Raw genomic sequence first — 17694 nt, 5'->3', positions numbered from 1 at the left:
CGCGGACCTGAACCGCCTCAGTCGAACATCTCGAACACCGACACCGGTTCGAGCACCACGCCGTTCTCCTCGACGTATTGGTCCCAGAGCGCCAGCAGCTCGGCCAGCTTCTCGGGATGCGCGTCGGCCTGGTCGTGAATCTCGCCCGGGTCGCTGGACAAGTCGAAGAGTTCCCACCTGCCGGGGCCGTACGGGGCGGGCAGGTAGAGCGCTTTCCAATCACCCTGGCGAATCGCGCGGCGGCCGAACAACTCCCAGCCGGTGCCTGTCCGGCCGTCGTGCACCTCGTCGGCGGCGCCGGACAGGTACGGCAGCAGTGAGCGTCCGCGCATCGGCACCACGTCGCGGCCGGCGTAGTGGGTACCCGGATGTGCCATGCCGGCAAGCTCCAGTACGGTGGGGGCGATGTCCATGACGGTGGTGAAGGCGGTGCCGATCTCTCCCTGGCGGTCGAAGCCGGGCCACCGCACGAACCCCACCACCCGGATTCCGCCCTCGGTGGTGAACGCCTTGTGCAGGCGCGACGGGGCGGTTGCGGCCTGTGCCCAGCGCGGTCCGTACCAGATGTAGGAAGTGGGGCGGCCCAGATTGTCCAGGCTGTTGTCGCAATGCTTTTCGATCTGTGCGGCGATCTGGGCGCCGCGCAACGGCATCGCTTCGACGATCGCCCCTTCGGCGCCGTTGTCCGACAGGAAGACCACCACGGTGTCGTCGAGTTCGCCGGTCTCGGTCAGGTAGTCGATCACCCGCCCGATGTTCCAGTCCATCCGGTCGACCATGCCGGCGTAGACCTCCATGCTGCGAGCCGAACGGGCCCGCTCGTCGTCGCTCATGTCGTCCCACTCGGGGGCGCCGTCGGCGACCACGGGGTGGGCTTCGACGTCCGGCGGGCACAGGCCCAACCGCCCCAGCGCCGCCAACCGCTCGTCGCGCAGCGCGTCCGGACCGGCGTCGTAGCGGCCGCGGTACTTGGCCACCGATTCGTCCGGTGCTTGCAGCGGCCAGTGCGGCGCCTGAAAGGGCAGGTATGCGAAGAACGGCCGGTCGTCGTCGGCGGGCCGCTCGCGAAGGAAACGCAGCAGGGTGTCGGTGTAGGAATCCGACGAGTAGAAGTCGTCGCCGACGGTGACGAACCGATCGTCCTCGGTGTATTGCGTCGGTATCGGCGAGAAGCCGGCCCCGCCCGCGCCGCCGTAGTGGCTGGCGCCGGCGGGCAGCAGGGCGAAGGAGCGGTCGAATCCGCGTGCCCACGGCGAGGTTTCGATCGTTGCGCCCAGATGCCACTTGCCCGACATGAGCGTCAGGTAGCCGGCGTCGCGGAGCAACTCGGGCAACGCGACGACGCGGTCGTTCAGGTAGCCCTCGTAGCCGGGAGCGCCCGGAAAACCCGGAATTGCGACCTCGAGCATGGTGCCGATGCCGGCGACGTGATGATCGGTGCCGGTCAGCAGCATGGCACGGGTGGGTGAGCAGGCCGGCGCCGAATGGAAGTCGGTGAGCCGGATGCCGTCGTATGCCAGGCGGTCCAGGTTGGGCGTGTCGATCTCGCCGCCGAATGCACCGATATCGGAGAAGCCGAGGTCGTCGGCCACTATCACCAGAAAGTTGGGTCGTTTCACCTGGAGCATCCTGTCAGCATCGGTGACCGTGACCGAAGATAGACGCGTGGTGACGTCGGCTGACTTGTTGACCGACCGGGTGGCGGTGATAACCGGCGGCGGGGGTGGCATCGGCGCGGCCACCGCGCGGTTGTTTGCCGAGCACGGCGCCCGCGTGGTGATCGCCGACATCGACGCCGGTCGGGCGGAGCAGGTCGCCGCCGAGATCGGTGACCCGGCACTCGCGGTTCCCACCGACGTACGCGACGCCGAGCAGGTCGGCTCGTTGGCACACACCGTGCTGCGGCGTTACGGGCGTGTCGACGTGCTGGTCAACAACGTGGGTGACTGGGTGCGGCACCCCGGTGCTTTCGCGGGCACCGACCCGCAACTCTGGGACGAGCTCTACCGGGTGAATCTGCATCACGTCTTCCTCGTCACCCGCGCGTTCCTGCCCGCGATGATCGAGCGGCATGTGGGTGCGATCGTCAACGTCTCGTCGGTGGAGGGGTTACGCGGATACCCGGAGGATCCGGTCTACGCGGCGTTCAAAGCGGCGGTCATCCAGTTCACCCGCAGCCTCGCGGTGCAGGTGGGTCGCGACGGCGTGCGGGTCAACGCGATCGGCCCGGACGTCACCGAGTCGCTCCAGGTGCCGTATACGCAGTGGCTCTCCCCCGACGAGCAGCAACGGTGGCCCGACTGGGTGCCCGTTGGGCGGATGGGCCGTCCGGAGGACCAGGCGCGGGTGATCCTGTTTCTGGCTTCTGAGTTGTCGGCCTTCGTCACCGGCCACACCATCCCGACCGATGGCGGCACCGGCGCGGCGGGCGGCTGGTTCCGTTCGTCGCGCCGCGAAGGCCGCGAGTGGACGAATCGGCCCTTTCAGGCCTGACGGGCACCGCGGCAGACGTCAGCCCAAGGTGGTGTGCATCAACATCACGTCGTAAGCCGACCACAGCGACAGGTTGAAGTACACGTCCTTGCCTGTCGTCCAGGGATGCATCATCGGAGCGTAAATGCCGCCGGGCATCGAGAAGCTCGACACCAGCAGATGCTCGGGACTGTATGGCCCTTGCGGCGCCGGCGCGGTCCTGGCCACGACGTCGTTGGCGCCGTTGGTGTACATCACCAGGTACTGCTTGAGGTAGGTGTTGTACTGCGCCGACATTTCGGCCACCGGGCCCGGGATCACCGGAGTGGCCGCCGAGGGCTTATTCGGCACCCAGGAGTTCGAATCGCCGTTCCAATACTCGTATTTGGTGAGGTCCGGAATGAAGCGTGGCTGCACCCTGGACAGGTGGGCCGAGCCGCCGCGGCCGTTCGGTGTGCCGAACGAGTACAGGTAGCCGTCACTGCCCTTGACGTAGGCGCCCATCTGGAAGTTCTCGTTGCCCTCGACGTAAGGGACCCGCGCGGCGTCGGGCCCGTTCGCACGGATCGTTCCGGGGTAGACCGCCCAGGTCTGGCCGTTGTCGGTGGACATCGCGATTCCGGAGTAGTTCGTCCACCACTCACCGTCGCGTCCCCAGTCCTTGATCGACATGAAGTTGATGTACTGGGTCTTGCCGATGGAGATGGCAGCGGTCGGAATGATGCCGGTCTCTTCCCTGGCGTACTTGATGCTGTTGATGACCTGCCTGGAGAAGCCCGGCTGCTGGGTCGGTGAGCCGGCGTAGCGATTGTTCGGGTCACCGTTGGCCACGTGCAGGCCGTGCGACAGGTCGTGGTCGTTGCTGCGGAACAGCACGTTGTAGCGCCACTGGTCGCCCTTGACGGCGCAGTATCCGAAGGTGTCGCCGAACGCCATCAGCACCTGGTGATTGGCGGGATCGCCGTTATCCCAGAGGATTCCGAGGTCCGTCCCGGAGATGCCGAACCGCTCCAGGGTCTTGTTGGGGCCCTCCGGTCCGGTCACCCACTCGACCAGCGACGTGTTGGAGCCCCCGAGTGCCGCGCCCGTATCCGGCGCTCCGTCCGGCGGTGCCGCTTCGGGCACCGGTGCCGGGTTGGGCGCTGGGGCGGCGGCCGCCTCGGGGGCCAGCTGCCCGGCGGGTGGCCGCGCGCCGGCGGCCGGCGGGTTGGGAACCGGCGGAGCTGGGTTGGCCCCCGGCACCCGCGCCTGTTGTTGGAGCGGCGCGGAGTAGCGCTGACCCGGCTGCAGTACCCGCTGCAACGGTCCCAGCCTGGGCAGCGGCGCCCGGTCGTTGGCGCCGCGGGGCCGTTTGTTCAGCGGCCCGAGCACCTTGCCCCCCGGGTTCGTCACCACCGCGTTCGCCGGTGGCGGCACATTGGCCGCGGGCGCGCTGCACGGCAACGCGTTCGCCGATGGAGCGAGGCCGAACGGAAGGATGAGTCCGATTGCGGCCGTCGCTGCCAGCGATACCGAAACAAAACGAGGAACCGCCGACATGTCACACCTCTCAGGGGTCGGGCGCCAGATTGACGTCCGCAGTGGTTGATGTGACGATAGTGAGCAGTGAGGTTGTAGTGACCAGTGATGAGTCAATAGGTATGGGTCCGTGACCGTGTCGCAACTCTAGCGATCACACGTCGGCCGGCGCCCCTGTCGCGTCCAGTCGTCATATTTGAGTTCAATGTGGAATCGGCAGGCGCGCAGGCACTTCCGCGGGTTCCGGACGGCCGCCGCGTTGACCGAGTTTGTCGTCTGCAACGGGGCGAAAGTCTGAGAGCAATCTCATGCTTAGCCCGGCACATCAGCGGATATACAGTCCCCCGACCGCCGATGTTCACAATCCGGTCCAATCCAGGAAAACAGGAGGCACGGTGGTTACCAGCGGACAGCAGAATCCAGGCTCCGGCGACCAGGAGCGACCGGAGGTCTGGCCCGGCAAGGCCTACCCGTTGGGCGCAACCTACGACGGGTCGGGGACCAACTTCGCCGTGTTCAGCGAGGTGGCCGAGCGGGTCGAGCTGTGCTTGTTCGACGACGACGGCACCGAGACCAAGATCGCCCTGCCCGAGGTCGACGGTTTCGTCTGGCACGGCTTCCTGCCCAGCGTCGAACCCGGGCAGCGGTATGGGTTCCGGGTACACGGCCCATACGACCCCGGCAACGGCCAACGCTGCAACCCCAACAAGCTGCTCGTCGACCCGTACTCGAAAGCGATCGACGGGAGCTTCCAGTGGGACCAGTCGCTGTTCAGCTACAACTTCGGTGACCCCGACAGCCGTAACGACGAAGATTCCGCGGCGAACATGCCCAAGTCGGTGGTGATCAACCCGTACTTCGACTGGGGCGTAGACCGGCCGCCGGGCCACGAATACGCCGACACCGTCATTTACGAGGCCCACGTCAAGGGCCTGACCCAGACGCACCCCGACATCCCCGAGCGCATCAGGGGCACCTACTCGGCGATCGCCCACCCAGCGATCATCGAGCACCTCACCAATCTCGGCGTCAACGCGATCGAACTGATGCCGGTGCACCATTTCGCCAACGACTCGACGCTGATCGACAAGGGCCTCTCCAATTACTGGGGCTACAACACGATCGGCTTCTTCGCACCCGACTTCAAGTACACCGCGAGCAACAATCCAGGCGGGCAGGTGCAGGAATTCAAGGCCATGGTCCGTGCCCTGCACGAAGCCAACATCGAGGTCATCCTCGACGTGGTCTACAACCACACCGCCGAGGGAAACCACATGGGGCCCACGCTGTCGATGCGCGGGATCGACAATGCCGCCTACTACCGCCTGGTCGACGACGACAAGCGGTACTACATGGACTACACCGGCACCGGAAACAGCCTCAACGTCGGGCACCCGCACACCCTGCAACTGATCATGGATTCGCTGCGCTACTGGGTGACCGAGATGCACGTCGACGGATTCCGGTTCGACCTCGCCTCGACCCTGGCCCGCGAGTTCTACGACGTCGACCGGCTCTCGGCGTTCTTCGAACTCGTCCAACAGGATCCGATCGTCAGTCAGGTGAAGCTCATCGCCGAGCCCTGGGACGTCGGGCCCGGCGGGTACCAGGTGGGCAACTTCCCGCCCCAGTGGACCGAATGGAACGGCAAGTTCCGCGACACCATCCGCGACTTCTGGCGCGGCGAGGACGCGATCCTGAGCGAATTCGCTTCCCGGATAAGCGGTTCGGCGGACCTCTACGAACACACCGCGCGCCGGCCGGTGGCCTCGATCAACTTCGTGACCGCGCATGACGGATTCACGCTGCGAGACCTGGTCTCCTACAACGAAAAACACAACGACGCCAACAAAGAGGACAACAACGACGGCGAGTCGCACAACCGGTCGTGGAACTGCGGCGCGGAAGGTCCGACCGACGACCCGGAGATCAACGCCCTGCGCGCCAGGCAGCAGCGCAACTTCCTAGCGACGACCATCCTGTCCCAGGGTGTTCCGATGATCTGCCACGGTGACGAGCTCGGTCGCACCCAGAACGGCAACAACAACGGGTTCTGCCAGGACTCCGAGCTGACCTGGATCGACTGGGACAACGCCGACGCCGACCTGATGGAGTTCACCCGGTCGGTGACAGCGCTGCGGGCCGCGCATCCGGTGTTCCGCAGGCGGCGTTTCTTCACCGGTGCTCCGGTCCGCCGGCGGGGTTCGCAGGGCATTCCCGACATTTCGTGGTTCCGGCCGGACGGCTCGGAGATGAGCGACGAGGACTGGGACTCGGGCTTCGGCAAGTCGGTCGCGGTGTACCTCAACGGGCTGGGCATCCCCGGCATGGATGCGCGCGGCCAGCGCATCACCGACGACTCGTTCGTGCTGTGTTTCAACGCCCACCACGAGCCGATCGAATTCACGCTTCCGCCCGACGAATTCGGCGCCAGCTGGCAAGCGGTGCTGGACACCTCGACCGCCACCGGGCAGGTCGAGCAGGAAGACCCCATTGGACCCAAAGGCAACATCACGGTTGCCGGCCGGGCGATGATCCTGCTGCAGCAGGTCCACGACGAATAGGCCCAGAGAACGAAGGATCGTCATGAGTGCAAAGTCCAAAGCCCTGTACATGCCGCTCTCGATTGCCACCAGCGTGACGGGCGGCCTGCTGGCCGGCGCCGTGTTCAGCCAGGTGTGGAAGCGGTTCAGCGATGACGACCAAGCACCGCCGGACCCGAAAGACCTCAGCAACTCGACCCGCTCCGCCCTGATCGGCGCCGGTCTGCAGGGCCTGATCTTCGGCGTGGTGCGGGCCGCGGTCGACCGGGTCGGCGCCCGCGGCTACCAGGCCGTCACCCACGAGTCACCCGCTCCGTAACTCCCGGCCCGGCCGGTCGATAGAACGTGTTACAGTTTTGCCGACCGCAGCCGGTGTCCTGGGACAACCGGGCAGTGTGGCAAGGAGACCCGGATGTTAGCTGTTGGCCCAAAAGCGCAGTCGCAGAAGTGAACCGGGTGCCATGACCGCAACGATGGGCAAGGCCCGATCGCTGACGCTGATCACCGTCGCATATCTAATAGCCGTTGGCGTGGCCGCCGCCTGGTTGGGGTGGGGCCCAAGCACCGGTCTGCTGTGGCGGGACACCTTCGTCGCCGATGTGCTGGCCACGGTGGTGGTGTTCGCATTCAGCCGCGCCTACCGCAACTCGAGCTTCTACGACGCCTATTGGAGCGTCATCCCGCCGTTGCTCACCTTCTACTGGTGGAGTCAGGCCGGGCCGGGCGTCGACCAACTGCGATGCTGGCTGGTGGCCACGCTGGTGACGTTGTGGGCGGTGCGCTTGACCGCGAACTGGGTTTACGGTTTCCCGGGTCTGCATCACGAGGACTGGCGCTACCCGATGTTCCGCGAGCGGGCCGGGCGATGGGAGTTCCTCGTCGACCTGGTTGCGATCCACCTCATTCCGACGACCCAGGTGTTCGCCGGCATGCTGCCGGTGTACGTCTGCCTCACCCACGCCGGCTCGGGCATCCGGTGGCTGACTGTTGTCGCGTTCGTCGTTGGTATCGCGGCGGTGGCGCTCGAACTCATCGCCGACGTCCAGCTGCACCGATTCGTCCGGGACCGGCGCCCCGGCGAGGCCATGACGCGTGGGGTGTGGAGCTGGTCCCGGCATCCGAACTACTTCGGGGAGTTCAGCTTCTGGTTCGCGCTGGCGCTGTTCGGGGTCGCGGCATCGCCCTCGGACGCATGGTGGTTGTTCGTCGGCGCGGCGGCGATGCTGGCCATGTTCCTGGGTGCCAGCATCCCGATGATGGAGACGCGGAGTCTGCAGCGCCGCCCGGACTACCAGCAGGTGATTGACCGGGTGCCGCGCTTCGTGCCCCGGCCGTCGCGCCGAGTCGCTGCGTGAGCCGCAAACGCGTCGTCGTCGCGGGCCTCGGCGACGTGGGCCTGCTGACCGCCATCCGGTTGGCCCCGCACGCCGAGGTGGTCGGGATCTCGGTCAAGCCGGGCCTGGTCAGCGGCCAGGAACTCGGTGTCCGACTCGCCCGGCCCGACGACTGGGCGCGGGACTACTGGATCCCGTTCGACAGGTTTCGCCGACTCGACCGGGTGCGGACGGTGCAGGGCGAACTGACCGGCGTCGACCTGGCCGCCCACACGGTCACCGGCCGCCGCTTTGACGGCACCACCTTCACGGAGGGCTACGACGCGCTGGTGATCTCTACCGGTGTCAGTAATGGATTCTGGCGCCAGCCGACGCTGCAGTCACCCGCCGATGTCGGCGCGAATCTCTATGCGGCACATGAGCAATTGGCGACAGCGAAATCGGTCATCGTGGTCGGCGGCGGAGCGGCCGCAGTGAGCTCTGCGGTGAACCTGGCCACCACTTGGCCGGACAAGCGAATCGGCCTGTACTTTCCCGGCGAACGCCCGCTCAGCGAGTACCACCCACGGATCTGGAAGCGTGTCAAGGCCCGGCTGGAGCGACTTGGGGTGGAGCTGCACCCGGGCCACCGCGCTCTGATCGCAGATCATTTCACCGGCGACGCGATCACGACCGAACCGGTCCGCTGGAGCTCCGGACAGACACCGTCCGTCGCCGATGCCGTGCTGTGGGCGATCGGTCGGGTCCGGCCCAACACCGGCTGGCTGCCGCCGGAATTGCTGGATGAGCGGGGGTTCATCCGGGTGACACCGGAACTTTCGGTGCCGGGCCATCGCGACGTCTTCGCGGTCGGCGATGTGGCGGCCACCGACCCACTGCGCAGCTCCGCCCGCAACCGGGGAGATGCGTTGCTGGCCCGCAACATTCGTGCCACATTCGCCGACCGTCCGCTGCGCGCATTCCGGGCGCCGACCCGACGGTGGGGCTCACTGATCGGGATCCAGCCCGACGGGCTGGAGGTGTTCCTGCCCACCGGTCACGCCTTTAGGTTTCCGTTGTGGTCGGTGGAGCGGGTGGTCATGCCGCTGATCGTGCGTTGGGGCATGTACCGAGGGGTACGGGCGAACCGCCCGTTCGGGTAAGGAGAGGGGCTAGTGGAGATCTGGGAACTTGTTGCGCGGGAACAGATTCGCGACACGTTGGCACGTTACAACTGGTCGGGTGACGCCGGCCTGGTCGACGACCTTGCCGCGACTTTTTGTTCCGACGGTGTGCTGGAAATCCGCGGGCTGCAATCACTGCACGGCCGCACCGAGATCGCGAAATTCCTCGGCGGCCTCACCGGCAGCATCGCCACGGGCACCGATGTCAAACCCATCGTCCGGCACAACGTGACCAACGTGTTGTTCACCGGGCTGACGCCGGAGCGGGCCTTCGTCTCGTCGTACTTCACCGTGACGACCCACGTCGGGCTCGACCACTTCGGGCGCTACCGCGACGTCCTGGTACCCGACGCCGACACGTGGCTGATCAAGCACCGGAAGGTGTCGACCGACTGGGCCGCACCGGATTCCGCGATGGCCCGGGGCTGATCGCGGCGCGGGCCGACGCCGCCGCGGCCACAAAGCAGGCCAATGCCGTCCACCCGGCGACACCGGTCATCCCCTGCTTGGCGAGCAGCACCACCAAAACCCCTGCGACACACACCAGCACACCCGCAACTGCCGTCCGGGGCCCGGCGGGGCGGATCGGGCCATCCCACCAGGGCAGCCGTCGGTGCTCGAGCGGAGAGAGCAGCCGGAACAACACTGCCATGACGACGGCGAACACCACTGCCCGCAACCCGAGCAGGCCCCAGAACCCCGGTGCGTGCACGTCGTAGGCGTCCAGGCCGACCGCGTGCAGGCCGACAGCCGACAGGGCGATCGCCGGGATGTGCCACAGATACAACGTCATCGCTCCCCCGTTGCCCACGGCGACGACGTGCCAGACCCACGGCCTCGCCGCCCACTGCCGAATCGGGGCCGCAACAGCCACGAACGCACACGACATCCAGGTGCAGTGCAGGGCCAGCAACAGCGTCGGCGGGGCCACATTCGACATGCGCTCCGCGCCGGTCACCACCAGCGAGACCTCGTACGCGCCGGCAACCGCCAGCAGCACCTGGCCCGTGAACGCACCGACGGCCGCGACGACGGCGGCACGCACACCGACCAGTCCGCGCGCATATGCGACACCGATCACCACCGGAATCAGCCACACGATCAGGAAGTTGGCCACCCCTGATTCGGCTGTGCCCACGGCGAATCGGATCCCGTCGACCGCGGCGGCCAGGCCGAGCAGGCCGCCCAGGGTCAGGGCGACCGCACGCCCGGTACGCAACCGGGTCAGCGCCGGCACGAACGCCAGCACCACCAGGTACACGCCGAGAAACCACAGCAGCGCCACACATTCGCGGCCGAGGTCCGCCGCCGATTCCTCCCCAACGGTTTCGCGCACCACCAGCAGCGCGACCGTCCACGCCGCGAGGTACCAGAACACCGGGCGGCACAACCGCTGCGCGCGGCTGAACAGCCACGAACCCCAGGCCGCGCCCGGGTGCCAGCCATAGGCACCCGCGGCGCCGCCGGCCAGGAAGAACAACGGCATCACCTGCACGATCCAGGTCACCGGCGCGATCGCCGGCATCGCACCAAGCAGATTGCCGATCCGCACGCCGCCGGCGTCAATGGTGCCGAGCAGCAGCGCACAGTGGCCGAACATCACGACGACCAGGGCGGTCAGCCGTGCGACGTCGACGGCTCGGTCACGCGGGCGGGCGGCGGCGTCGTTCGAGGCGGGACCGGGCACGCCCGTGGCAGTGGAGGTAGCGAGGGGCATTCGACCAGCATGCCGATCGACGGGCCGCGCCGAATGAGTAGTACTACCCGACCCGCCCACCAGCGGGTTCTGTGCGTCTATCTCCCCTCCTATCTGCCCTCCTATCTCCCAAAGCCCGCGTCGCGCAGCGCCTGAGCCATCGAGTTGCCCGCCGGGGCAGCTTCCCGGCGGCCGGTGTGGTTGCCGCGTGCCCGCGGTGCGGGCGACCGGTCCTTGCGCTGGTCGCGCGGCGCCCGGTCCTGTAGCCGCAGGGTCAATCCGATGCGCTGACGTTCCACGTCGACGTCGGTGACGCGCACCCGCACCACTTGCCCGGACCGCACGACATCATGCGGATCCGACACGTAGCGGTCGGCCATTGCGGAGACGTGCACCAGGCCGTCCTGGTGCACCCCGATGTCGACGAAGGCACCGAATGCGGCCACGTTGGTCACCACGCCTTCCAGCACCATGCCGGGCTTGAGGTCGGTGATCTTCTGCACCCCGGCCGCGAACGTCGCCGAGGTGAACGCGGGCCGGGGGTCGCGGCCGGGCTTTTCCAGCTCGGCGAGGATATCGGTGACGGTCGGCACACCGAACGTGTCGTCGGCGAAGTCGGCGGGCCGCAGCTTCCGCAGCGCGCGCTGATCACCGATGATCTCGGCCAGCGTGAGACCGCTGCGGTCCAGCATGCGCCGGACCACCGGATAGGCCTCGGGGTGCACACCGGAGGCATCCAGCGGGTCGTCGCCGTCACGGACCCGCAGGAAGCCCGCGCACTGCTCGAAAGCCTTGGGCCCCAACCGAGGAACGTCGAGCAGGGCACCGCGGCTGGCGAACGGCCCGGTGCTGTCGCGGTAGGCCACGATGGCCTCGGCCAAGGATTCCGAGATGCCCGATACCCGCGACAGCAGCGGGACGGACGCGGTATTGACGTCGACGCCCACCGCGTTCACCGCGTCCTCGACGACGGCGTCCAAGCTTCGGGCGAGGATGCCCGGCGTCACGTCGTGTTGATATTGACCCACGCCGATCGATTTGGGCTCGATCTTGACCAATTCGGCCAGCGGATCCTGTAGGCGCCTGGCGATGGAAACGGCACCGCGCAGGGTGACGTCGAGGCGCGGTAGCTCGTGCGCCGCATACGCCGAAGCGGAATAGACTGATGCGCCGGCTTCGCTCACCAGCACTTTGACGGGGGCGCTCGCCGGTCCCCCGGCCGCCCGGATGTCGGCGATCAATTCGCTTGCCAGCGCGTCGGTTTCGCGTGACGCGGTGCCGTTGCCGATGGCGATCAGCTCGATATTGTGCCGGGCGATGAGCGCGGCGAGGGTCGCCTTGGCCGCATCCCATTGGCGCTGCGGCTGATGTGGGTAGATCGCGCAGGTGTCCACCACCTTGCCGGTGCCGTCGACCACGGCGACCTTGACACCGGTCCGGAAGCCCGGGTCGAGGCCGAGCGTCGGGCGGGCGCCGGCGGGTGCGGCCAGCAACAGGTCTTTGAGGTTCTGCGCGAATACCGCAACGGCTTCCTCTTCGGCCCGCTGCCGCAACCGGACCCGGGCATCGACGGTCGCGGAGAACATCAGCCTGGTGCGCCAGGCGAAGCTGACCGTGGTGGTCAGCCAGCGCTGGGCTGGGTGGCGATCGGCGGGCCGGGCCAGGTCGATGCCGAGGCCGCGCGCGATCATCACCTCGTACTCCCCGTCGGGGCCGCCGTCGAAATTGCAGGCCAGCACCTTCTCCTTCTCGCCGCGCAGGATCGCCAGCACCCGGTGCGAGGGCATGTCCCGCACCGATTCGGTGTACTCGAAATAATCCCGGAACTTCTGCCCAGCAGCGCTTTTCGCGATTTCGGCGGAGACCGGTCCGGTGCGCAGGCGAGCCTTGGCCCAGAACGTCTCACGGACCGAGCCGACCAGCTCCGCGTTCTCGGCGGCGCGCTCGATGAGGATGTGCCGGGCGCCCTCCAGCGCGGCGGCGGTGTCGGCGACGGCGGCGCCGACAAATTCCCCGGCAGCGGTTTCCGGCGTCAGCGTCGAGTCGGCGATCAGTCGGTCGGCCAGTGGCTCCAGGCCCGCTTCCCGGGCGATCTGTGCCTTGGTCCGCCGCTTGGGCTTGTAGGGCAGATAGATGTCCTCGACGCGCGCCTTGGTGTCGGCGGCGATCAAGGCGCCGCGCAACTCGTCGGTGAGCTTGCCCTGTTCTTTGATCGAGGCCAGCACCGCAGCGCGCCGCTCGTCGAGTTCCCGCAGATACCGCAACCGCTCCTCGAGGTGACGAAGCTGCCCGTCGTCGAGGCTGCCGGTCGCCTCCTTGCGGTAGCGGGCGATGAACGGGACGGTGGCGCCGTCGTCGAGCAGCTTGACGGCCGCGGCCACCTGGGCCTCGGCGATCGCGAGTTCCTCAGCGAGACGGGCATTTACGGGTTTGATGCTGGCTGTGGGAGTCACCCGAGGGACCCTACCGAACGCCTCTGACAGGACCCGGCAACCCCGGCCCCGGCGAGCCGGTTACCGGCGCGGGTACCCGCGCCGCACGGTGCGGTCCAGGATGCCGAGCGTGGCCCGCAGCGCGCCTTCGGAGATGACCGGGAAGATCCCGGCTTCGCGCCAGGTGGGGTCGATGTTGGACCAGTCGTAGAACGACGTGACCACGGTGGCCGCGCCGTCCTGAGTCGGCTGTAGCCGGTAACCGTAGATGTGACCGATTTGCGGCCGGAGCTGGCCGAGAATGGTCCATGCGATCAACCGATCGCGGTCGAACTCCGAGATCTCGACCGTGACGTCGTATTTGCCCAACTGCGGGTAATCGTTCAGCGCTTCCCGATCCATGTGGACCACAAAGGTGTCACCGACGGCGGCCACCGGCTGGCCTTCGGCGTCCTGCAACATTCCCGACGAGTCGATCGCCACATGGCCCTGCGGGTCGCATAGCACCGCGAAGATATCCGCTGCCGGCGCGGCGATGGTGCGGTCGATCTCGATGCGTTCGCTCATTGCAGTCAGCCGATCAACTTGGTGAGCCAGTTCGGATTCTGTAGGTCCACCCCGCCGGTGCCGTCCCATACGAACGGCGTGCCCTGGGCATTGAACCCGGCCAGGGTCGCGCTGGAATTGTTCGCCTTGATTTGTGCGGTACCGAGGTCCATTCCCGATTTGATGCAGTTGGTCGCGTTGGTGTTCGCCCCGACGGACTGCGCCAGCCGCGCCAGCTCGGCGTCGGTCCTATCCGAGGCGGCACCCTCCTGCGGCTGGAAGTCGCTGCCGAACAGCGCGGAATAGAAATTGGTGTACACCTTCGGGTCGTTCTGGCCCGCAACACAATAGGAGGCTGCCACGGCCCTGGTCGAGTAGTTCTTGGTATGCGACTGGTCGTCGAGAAAGTTCAGCAGGTGGTAGCGAACCGCGAGCTTCTTGTTCGCCACCGCGGCATCGATGTCGCCGGCGTAGGACCTGATGAAGGCGCCGCACGGCGGACAGATCGGTTCGTTGAAGACGTCGATCGTCGCGACCGCAGCGGAACTGCCAACGAACACACCGTCATTGAGGACGTTCAACGTGACCGCGTCCGCGGCCGGCGCCGCTGTGGAGGATTTGGGCGGCTGCGGTGATTCCCGACGCGGCGAGAAGCCGATGATCACCCCGCCCACCACCGCCACGATGACGGCGATCGTCAGCCCCGCCCAGAACCAGGGTTTGCGCAGCAGCTTGGTGGGACGGGCTTGCTGCTGGCCCCACGGCGGCGTGCCGACGGTCCCCGGGGGTGCGCCGCCCCAGCCCTGGGTGCCCGGCCACTGCGCCGGCAGTGGGCCACTCGAAGGCCCCCCGGGCGGCATGCCCGCGAACGACGACGGGGTGGACCAGCCTTGCGGCGGCCCCGGCGGGGGCACGAACCCGCTGGGTGCCTGCCCCGCGAAGGACGGCGGCACCTGCGCCACCTGACTGCGCTGCAGAATGTCGCTGGCGCGGTCCTGGTCCGGTGTGGCCAGGGCGGCGTAGGCCGCCGCCGACAGGTCGCTGCAGGTGGGATAGCGGTCTACCGGGTCCTTGGCCATTCCACGGGCGATCACCTCGTCGAAGGCGGCTGGGATGCCCGGACGCGCGACGCTGGGCCGCGGTGGTGGCTGGTTCAGGTGCGCGCCCATGACGGCCAGCTGGTCGCCACGGAAGGGCGGGGTTCCGACCAGGCACTCGTACAAGACACAAGCCAGCGCGTAGATGTCGGCCCGATAGGTCACTTCGGTCTCGCCGAAGCGCTCCGGCGCCATGTAGTAGAGCGTGCCCACCGTGCTGCCGAGTTGCGTGAGCTTCTCGTCGGTGCCGGCGCTGGCGATCCCGAAGTCGACGAGATAGGCGAAGTCGTCGGCGCTGACCAGGATGTTTTCCGGTTTGACGTCGCGGTGCGTCACGCCGGCGGCGTGCGCCGCGTCGAGTGCCGAACCGATCTGACGCACCACGGCGACCGCGCGGGGCGGGGTGAGCGGGCCATAGCGCTTCAGCAGGGCGGCGAGGTCCTTGCCGTCGATCAGGCGCATGTCCACATACAGCTGGCCGTCGATCTCGCCGTAGTCGTGGATCGGTACGACGTGCGGTTCCTGCAACCGGCCGGCGGTGCGGGCCTCGCGCTGCATCCGCGTCCGGAAAACGGGATCCTGCGACAGCGTTTGCGACATGAGCTTGAGGGCGACGACCCGCTCCCGGACTGTGTCCTCGGCCTCGTAGACGTCGCCCATGCCGCCGCGACCCACCAAGCGTCGCAACAGATATGGTCCGAACTGCGTGCCTTCCCGCGAACCCTCGGTCGTGTCACCCATCGCCGACTCCTTCACCCGCCTTTCGCGCGGCTAACCGACCGGAAGCACCTGCACGCGCCCGACGGTGGAGGCGTCGGACCCGAGTACGCGGTGGCGTGCCAGGCATAAGGCTAATGGTTTGGGTGCGCGAAGCGTGCAAATGAAGAGTGCTTCGGCTTGCCGAGGTGTTCCAGCAGGGCTACGGCAACCCGTCCGACCCGTTCCGTCCCAGCAGTACGCCGCCGACGCCGCCACTACCGCCGAGGTAGAGCGGGGTGCCGCTGTTGCCGCCATTGCCGCCCACGCCGATCAGCACGGCGTTGCCGCCGTTGCCGCTGAGCACGGTGTTGCCGCCCCCGCCGCCGACCGCGGGGCTCTGGCCACCGGCGCCGCCCGCGCCGCCGATTCCTATCAGCGCGCCGGCCCTACCGCCGTTGCCGCCGTTGCCTGCCGTGCCGGAGTTACCAGGAAGCGACGCGCCGCTCGAGCCACCGGTTCCCCCGGCGCCGCCGCAGCCGAGCAGGGTCGCGCTGCCGCCCGCGCCGCCGTTGCCGCCGAACGTTCCTTCGCCGCCGGTGCCGCCGTCGCCGCCGGACATCAGCAACCCGGAAATGCCGCCGTTTCCGCCGGTGCCGCCCGTGCCGAACTGGCCGAACCCGCCGCTACCCCCGGCGCCGCCGTTGCCGAACAGCGTTCCGCCGTTGCCCCCGGCCCCTCCGGCGCCACCGTTGCCGGGTCCGATCGCGCTGAACCCACCGACACCTCCGGCGCCTCCCGCGCCGCCCGGCCCGCCCAGCAGGCCCGCGTTGCCCCCGGCACCGCCGGCGCCGCCGTTGAACAGGCCGTTCCCGCCGGTCCCGCCGTCCCCGCCACCTGCGCCCGCGAGCCCGGCCAGCAGACCGCCATTGCCGCCCCGCCCACCGGTCCCGGCGGTGCCGTCCTCGCTGAATCCGCCGACGCCACCGCCGCCGCCCGCGCCGAACAACCCACCGCCGCCACCGATTCCGCCGGCGCCGGCAAGCCCGTCCACCACTCCGGTCCCGCCGGTGCCACCGACGCCGCCGTTACCGAGCAGCCAGCCTCCGGCTCCACCGGCCCCGCCGGCGCCTGCACCGGCCAAGCCCGACGAGAATTGGCCCGGTCCGCCGGATCCTCCGGTGCCGAAAAGCCCGGCGGCTCCGCCATTTCCGCCGCTCTGGCCGAGCGTGCCGGCCGAGCCACCCGCGCCGCCGTCACCCAACAACCAGCCGCCGCCACCCCCACTGGCGCCCGACCCGTAGGCCCCTGGTGCGCCATTGCCGATCAACGGGCGCCCGGTCAGCAACTGGCTGGGTGCGTTCAGCGCGTTGAGCGCGTTCTGCTGGAAGGTGTGCCACTGCGAGGTACTGGCCGGAGCGTTGAAACCGTCCAGTCCCAGCAGCACTCCGCTGGCGCCGCCAAGGCCCAGCACATTCCCGACGCCGCCGTTGCCGCCGTTGCCGATCAGGAAGGCGTTGCCGCCGGCGCCACCGGAGACGGGCAGGACGTTGCCGCCCAGGCCCGCGGTACCTCCCGCCCCGCCATTCCCCAGCAACAGGCCGCCGTAGCCTCCGGCGCCACCACCGCCGCCAGACACTGTTTCGGCCATGCCGCCGGCGCCACCCACTCCACCGTTACCGATGAACCCGGCGTTGCCCCCGGCTCCACCCTTGCCGCCGCCGTCGTCGCCGAAGCCGCCGGTGCCGCCGGCGCCGCCGCTGGAGAAGAACAATCCCGCGTTCCCGCCATTGCCGCCGCTACCCCCGACACCCTGGATTGGGCTGTATCCGCCGTCGCCGCCCGCGCCACCGGCCCCGAAAAGCAGTCCGCCGTTGCCACCGTTTCCGCCGGTGCCACCGTTTCCGCCGGCCTGAAGGACGTGGGTTGCGGCCCCGCCGTCGCCGCCCGACCCGCCGAACCCGGCGATCAGTCCGCCGTTGCCACCGGCCCCACCATGACCGCCCGAGACGAAGCCGGCACCACCCGTGCCGCCGTTGCCACCGCCGGAACCGAGGAATCCGCCGAGCAGACCGCCGTTGCCGCCGGCCCCGCCGGCGCCGCCGGTGCCGTTCGCGGCGCCGGTACCACCGACGGTGTTCGGGCTGAGTCCGCCGTTACCGCCGTTGCCGCCCCCGCCCAGTAGACCGCCGGCCCC

At 68.4% G+C, this 17694-nt stretch carries 13 protein-coding genes; 6 read left to right on the top strand and 7 right to left on the bottom strand.

Annotation, left to right across the window (positions count from 1 at the left end):
- Positions 1–17 precede the first annotated feature (17 nt).
- The gene (locus tag A9X01_RS18250) at positions 18–1619 is read right to left on the bottom strand and encodes an arylsulfatase (protein ID WP_065122111.1); all 1602 of its coding nucleotides are present in this window, start codon (positions 1617–1619) and stop codon (positions 18–20) included.
- A 28-nt stretch (positions 1620–1647) separates the two neighbouring features.
- Between A9X01_RS18250 and A9X01_RS18245 the strand changes: the two genes are divergently transcribed.
- Positions 1648–2493: an SDR family NAD(P)-dependent oxidoreductase gene (locus A9X01_RS18245; RefSeq protein WP_253849176.1), complete on the top strand. Its 846-nt coding sequence runs from the start codon at positions 1648–1650 to the stop codon at positions 2491–2493.
- A gap of 18 nt (positions 2494–2511) precedes the next feature.
- On the opposite strand, the gene A9X01_RS18240 is transcribed toward A9X01_RS18245, so the two are convergent.
- Positions 2512–4011, bottom strand: coding sequence for a glycoside hydrolase family 183 protein (locus A9X01_RS18240; protein WP_065122099.1), 1500 nt, complete (start codon positions 4009–4011; stop codon positions 2512–2514).
- A gap of 374 nt (positions 4012–4385) precedes the next feature.
- Between A9X01_RS18240 and glgX the strand changes: the two genes are divergently transcribed.
- The 5 genes from glgX to A9X01_RS18215 all read left to right on the top strand — a co-directional run bounded on the left by glgX (position 4386) and on the right by A9X01_RS18215 (position 9459).
- Positions 4386–6554, top strand: coding sequence for a glycogen debranching protein GlgX (glgX, locus tag A9X01_RS18235; RefSeq protein WP_065122098.1), 2169 nt, complete (start codon positions 4386–4388; stop codon positions 6552–6554).
- A gap of 22 nt (positions 6555–6576) precedes the next feature.
- A complete protein-coding gene (locus A9X01_RS18230) occupies positions 6577–6852 on the top strand; it encodes a DUF4235 domain-containing protein (RefSeq protein WP_036360459.1) in 276 nt (91 codons plus the stop codon).
- Between the two features lie 142 nt (positions 6853–6994).
- Complete coding sequence (locus A9X01_RS18225) at positions 6995–7888, top strand: DUF1295 domain-containing protein (RefSeq protein WP_081282452.1); 894 nt, start codon at positions 6995–6997, stop codon at positions 7886–7888.
- Positions 7885–9009, top strand: coding sequence for an NAD(P)/FAD-dependent oxidoreductase (locus tag A9X01_RS18220; protein ID WP_065122097.1), 1125 nt, complete (start codon positions 7885–7887; stop codon positions 9007–9009). The genes A9X01_RS18225 and A9X01_RS18220 overlap by 4 nt, the downstream gene beginning before the upstream one ends.
- 12 nt (positions 9010–9021) lie before the next feature.
- Positions 9022–9459, top strand: coding sequence for a nuclear transport factor 2 family protein (locus A9X01_RS18215; RefSeq protein ID WP_065122096.1), 438 nt, complete (start codon positions 9022–9024; stop codon positions 9457–9459).
- Here the strand turns inward: A9X01_RS18215 and A9X01_RS18210 are convergent.
- From A9X01_RS18210 to A9X01_RS30890, 5 genes are all read right to left on the bottom strand, one after another.
- A complete protein-coding gene (locus A9X01_RS18210) occupies positions 9398–10747 on the bottom strand; it encodes an acyltransferase family protein (protein ID WP_081282451.1) in 1350 nt (449 codons plus the stop codon). The genes A9X01_RS18215 and A9X01_RS18210 overlap by 62 nt on opposite strands.
- Before the next feature lie 101 nt (positions 10748–10848).
- Positions 10849–13179, bottom strand: a complete 2331-nt coding sequence (locus tag A9X01_RS18205) for a Tex family protein (RefSeq protein ID WP_065122094.1) — start codon at positions 13177–13179, stop codon at positions 10849–10851.
- 60 nt (positions 13180–13239) lie between these two features.
- Entirely contained in the window at positions 13240–13725 is a 486-nt protein-coding gene (locus A9X01_RS18200; protein ID WP_065122093.1) for an SRPBCC family protein, read from the bottom strand.
- Between the two features lie 5 nt (positions 13726–13730).
- On the bottom strand, positions 13731–15542 hold the full coding sequence (locus A9X01_RS18195; RefSeq protein ID WP_065122108.1) for a serine/threonine protein kinase PknE: 1812 nt from the start codon (positions 15540–15542) through the stop codon (positions 13731–13733).
- Positions 15543–15720: 178 nt separating this feature from the next.
- The coding region (locus A9X01_RS30890) for a hypothetical protein (protein WP_065122092.1) at positions 15721–17694 on the bottom strand (1974 nt) is incomplete at its 5' end.

This window comes from Mycobacterium asiaticum, assembly GCF_001668675.1.
GTDB lineage: Bacteria > Actinomycetota > Actinomycetes > Mycobacteriales > Mycobacteriaceae > Mycobacterium > Mycobacterium asiaticum_D.
This window is presented reverse-complemented; position numbering and strand designations above follow the sequence as displayed.